Origin of the sequence: Flavobacterium aquidurense, assembly GCF_031458035.1 — a bacterium.
In the GTDB taxonomy this organism is placed as follows: Bacteria; Bacteroidota; Bacteroidia; order Flavobacteriales; family Flavobacteriaceae; genus Flavobacterium; species Flavobacterium aquidurense_C.
Genome location: NZ_JAVDXR010000020.1, coordinates 1 through 5,266, shown reverse-complemented (window position 1 = coordinate 5,266; position 5,266 = coordinate 1). Strand labels below are relative to the sequence as shown.

Annotated in this window: 1 protein-coding gene; it reads left to right on the top strand. The window is 37.7% G+C overall.

Features of this window, described 5'->3' with window-relative positions; genetic code table 11:
- Nucleotides 1–492: 492 nt before the first annotated feature.
- On the top strand, nucleotides 493–5,266 hold a 4,774-nt coding region (locus J2X17_RS18960; protein ID WP_310301648.1), incomplete at its 3' end, for a beta strand repeat-containing protein.

Sequence of the window (5,266 nt, the reverse complement as noted above, 5' to 3'; positions counted from 1 at the left end):
ATTTTAAAAGCTCTATCGGGGTCATCTTAAATTCTTAGATTGCAAATTTCTCATTTTATTTTGATATTTCCTCCCCAAGATTTGTTCTTGATCCCAATTCCATTTGACTTGTCGACATCCAATGATCGGTGAGATGGTTTAATCTTCTAAAATAAGTCTTATTATAATATTTAAAAGTCCTTTCTTGGATAGAAACTATTTTCTGTTTAGTTGACATTTGCTGTTCCAAAAACCTAATGAACAACCAGGTGTTAATCATGTATAAATCAATAATGTGATATGATTTATGATTGTGTCTATTGTGTTAAAATCGTATTGTAATTGATCAGTTTACGTTATTTTTTTATCAAATTGTGTAGTAGAAAAATAATATATGGTCTAGTATAATTTTTACTTTTTGTATTGATAATAATTTACAAATAAAGCTTTTTAACGAATATACATTTTGCATAAAAATATTCAAACCCATTAAATTAACAAATAGTTTTAAGTATGAAAAAAAAATTATTTTTAACGACTTGGATGCTTCTTTGTATTTTAAGTTTTAGTCCTGAATTATACGCCAAGGATGTTGGTTTGTCTCTATCGAAGAGTAAAAGAGAAAACTTCATTTCGGGGGCAGTAATCGGTGTAATCAATTCTGATTTTTATAGAGAATCAGTAAAAAAGACTTTTGCTTCACCTATTGTATATAGTCTTAATGATTTAAAAGCTGTTATTGCAAGCGGAGGGACACAAACGATTGTGATTTCCGGTAGTATCGTTATTACGGAGTCATTGACTATACCTGATAATTCTAATTTCACATTCGATCTAACTTCTCAGGCAGGTACGAATAGTGTTACTCTAGGTTCGTTTGCTAATCAAGCACTTCCTTTACTGGCTATAGCGGGGACTGGTACGGCTACAATTGATTTTGCAGGTTCTGTTTTGAACATTGTGAGTACTGTCCCGATTGCGACATCTAACGGAGCGGGTAAGCTAACAATCAAAAATGCTAAGTTTTCCGGGTTTGCTAATGGTATCACCGCTACAAGTGGGACTGTGGAAGTTATCGGATGTAACTTTGAGGGGAATAATTTTACAGCAAGTGCAATAAAAGCAGCAAAAATTATTACTACGAACACTGATTTCAAATCAAACAAAAGCACCACTGGATTGCTTTATTCAACAGTAAGCACAAGTGCGGTTAATTCTGTATTTGATTCGAATAACGGGTCTAAAGGTGTGGTTTATAGTAATGCTGCTGCAAATACTATTACTATTTCTTCAAATTCCTCTTTTTTAAATAACTTTTCCTCTGCGAGTGGGGGGGTAATCTATAGTACTGCTAGTGGTTTAATCAGTATTTTAAACTCATCTTTTATAGGTAATTCCTGTCAAACAAACGGAGGGGCAATTTATGTGTCTGATCCGAGTATGTTGTCTATGAATACAGTTACAATGACTGGAAATACAGCGAGTACTGGGGTGATTGATTTTGAAGTACCTACTAATAGCTGCCTGACGAGTGCTTATTCGAATATACAAAATGTAACTAAAGACCCTGGTGTTACCTATGTTTATAACAATAATGACGTTTTTATCAATTCTTATGTGACAATGACGTATAATTTCAATGGAGGATCCATTGTAAATGGATACACATATTATTCATCTACGGCTAGTACGGTTAAGTGTGGGTATGTAGCAAAACCTGCTGCTCCTGTAAATGCAGGATATACTCTTGTGGGTTGGACGAAAACTTTAGATGGTACAGATTTTTGGAATTTTAAAACAGATTCAACCCCGGATGTCGCTATGAATAACACGACACTCTATGCAAAATGGGATTTGCCATCATCTACAGGATATTTACAAGATGCAACAGTGTCTATTGGAGGTGTTGATGTAAAAACGATATCTGGAGTTATAACAGACTTGGGTAACGTTATTACTACTGGTACTACTGTTAGTACATATTATGCGATGTTACCAATTGGCACGACTAGTGTTGATATTAAACCTATACTGCTTGATCCGGCGGGTACGTATAAGATGACTTATCAGACACAGGCTCCAGCTTCGGGAGTAACTACTGTAGTTACGGGGGCCTTGACAAATACAACACAAACAGTGCCGTTACCGGATTATGTACCTACACATGGTCAAGTTTATACACAAGTAAAGATTGAGGTTTTTCCATCAGATGGTATTTCACCATCTAGAACCTATACGATTACCTTAACTTCTTTACCGACTGTTCCGACCTGGACAGCAGATTTGAGCAATACTACTGACACCTATGTTTTGGGGGATGTAGTAACTCCTTTGACTGTTCAGGCCATTTCAGATTCATATACAGGTACGAATATCTCCTATCAATGGTATTCTAACACAACGAATTCGATAACCGGTGGTATTGCTATTTCGGGAGCAACTTCAGCATCCTATAAGCCTAGTTCCGCAAGTGTAGGAACATTGTATTATTACTGTGCGGCTTATTCTAAGGGGTATAATTCGAAGAATTCTGCTCTTCTATATAGTCAGATTCAAACTGTTACAATTGTTAATTCAACGACTTTGTTTAGTGAACTCTCGAGTATTGATTATACGACATATGGAACCGCTTCAAACCCTTTTATAATATCAAAGTTATCCGATTTGACAAAGATGTCAAAATATGTAAATGGTGCTGACCCAACTGCAGATCTTTCTGATATTTTAACAAAGATGAACTTAACCTTGTCAAACTTTACATTGCTTGTACAAAACGGTTATTATACTTTGATTAATGATATAGATATGAGTGCGTTAACTGGATATTTTACTCCAATTGGAAATGTTGCAGCAAATGCGAGCAATGTATTTAAAGGAGACTTTAATGGTAATAATCATTCGATCACAAAATTAAATTTTTATGGATCCGACAGGTCTGGTTTCTTTGGCCAGATTAATGCAGGGGCTCATGTATATAATATTACTGTAAATTCTTCTGCTGTCCCACAATCGGGATTTACAGGTGTTTTGGTAGGAAAATTTACTGGAGGTACAATAAGCAACGCTACTGTATCTGGGAGTTTTTCAAATGCCAATAGTAATTCATATCCTGGTGGTATGATAGGCCAAATGACTGGCGGTACAATTGAAAATAGTACCTCTCAGGTTAGTGTGTCTGCCGGTAATTGTGCTGGGTTTGTATACAGTATGACTGGGGGTACTATTGATAATTGCAGCAGTGCGGGAAATTCAACTGCACGTTTGAATGCTGCAGGTTTCGTTTATTCATTAGATAATGGTGTTATTAAGAATTCAAGATCAAGTGCTTATACTAGGGCAGGAACAAATGGTAATGGTAATTCAGCGGCTGGATTTGTTTATCAGATGAATAGTGGTACGGTACAAAATTGTGTAAGGACAGGATCGATTGTTAGAGATGGGGGGAACAATTATGGTAGTTTCGTAATGAATATGGGTGGAGGTACCATAGATGGCTGCAACACCAATTCAGCTATTCCTGGAGGTGCTCTTGTAGGTGGTGGTTTTGCTTATAGTATGTCTGGCGGAACTATCAAGAATTCCTATTCTACTGCTGCTATTCCTGTTATGTCTAATATTGGAGGTTTTACCTACAATATGACTAATGGTACAATAGATAATTGTTATTATAAAGGAAATTTAACTACTTCGGGAATAACTGGTGGATTTGTTGAATTAGCAAGAGGAGGTACTATAAAAAATTGCTATTTCGAAGGAAATATTACCGCTTCAGCCGGAAATGGTAACGTAGGAGGATTTGCTGCTCAGGCCGATACAAATCCATCAACAATAAAAGACTGCTATGTATTAGGTGCAGTAAGTGGTAGGGGGCAGACAGGTGGTTTTATTGCACAAAATGATAAAGCAGATATCAAACGATGCTACATTAAAGGATCGGTGACAGGCCTCACTGCTGGGTATTATATTGGAGGTTTTGTAGGGTCATCTACGGCTTCGATGGAAAGTAATGCCGCAAGGATAACCAGTGTGACTGGACCTTCCAGTGGTTTTGTAGGGAAATTTTATGGGGTAGGTTCGGGTGTCGTAAAAGATTGTTATGTTGCTAAGGATGTATCTACAAGTGGTACGGCACCTCAAACTTTATCGTATCCAGTTACTTATACTCTGGCTCAATTAAATACAACTCCACTTTTCGATGCAATTGATTATCCTGCCTATGTAATAAACGCATCTCCGGTACCAGGAACATACCTGAATTTGCCTGGAAATATTGTGACTTTATCTGATACTGGAGGCTACACGATTTACTATACATTAGACGGAACTATTCCTGCTGTGGATCCTGTTGCGGGACCAAATGCATCAACTCTTACTTATTCTGGACCAATAACAGTGCAATCAAATACAACGATTACGGCTGTTTCTTACGATGGTGCAAATTTAGGGCCTGTATCTGTATTGCAATATATTGTAAGATCTAAGGATCCTAACTTGTCCGATATTAGTACTGTTCCAGGAGGCAGTGTAACTGGTTTTGATACCAATACAAATACTTATAGTGTTACTGTGCCATATGGAACAACATCCGTAAACGTAACGGGGACTGCGGTTGTGTCTGTCTCAACTGTAACTACAACTGGTGGAACTGCAACAGCAGGGGTTGGTTCAGGAACAATAGCTACTCCAACTGTTGGTACTGTGTATACATCTACAATTCATGTTGTAGCTGATAATGTCAATTATTCGAAAGACTACACGGTAAACATAACGCAGCTTCCTGAAGTCCCAGTTATTACAAATATAACCCCAGTTACTCAAAATGTTGTTACTGGTGCTCCGGCAACTCCAATAGCACTTTCGGTTAATCCGTTGACTACCACTGGAGTATTGTCATATCAATGGTATAGTAATACTACTGCAACAAATACAGGTGGAACGGCTATAGCTTCGGCTACAGGTGTTAATTACACGCTTGCAGCGCAATCTTGTCCAGGGGACTTTTATTATTATAGTATTGTAACCAATACTGATGGCCCGGTGGGAGCAAAACTTACTGCAACATCAGTTTCACCAGTTGTAAAAGTAACAATTCAAGACACTACTTTGCCAACCATCACAGCTCCGGCAAATGTAACGGCTTCGACTGATTCAGGCTGTAGTGCTACGTCGGTTGTTCTGGGAACACCTGTAAAGGATGACAACTGTGGCGTTGCGACAGTAACCAATGATGCTCCTGTTTCTTTCCCATTAGGGGATACCAATGTAACATGGACGGTAACAGACAACA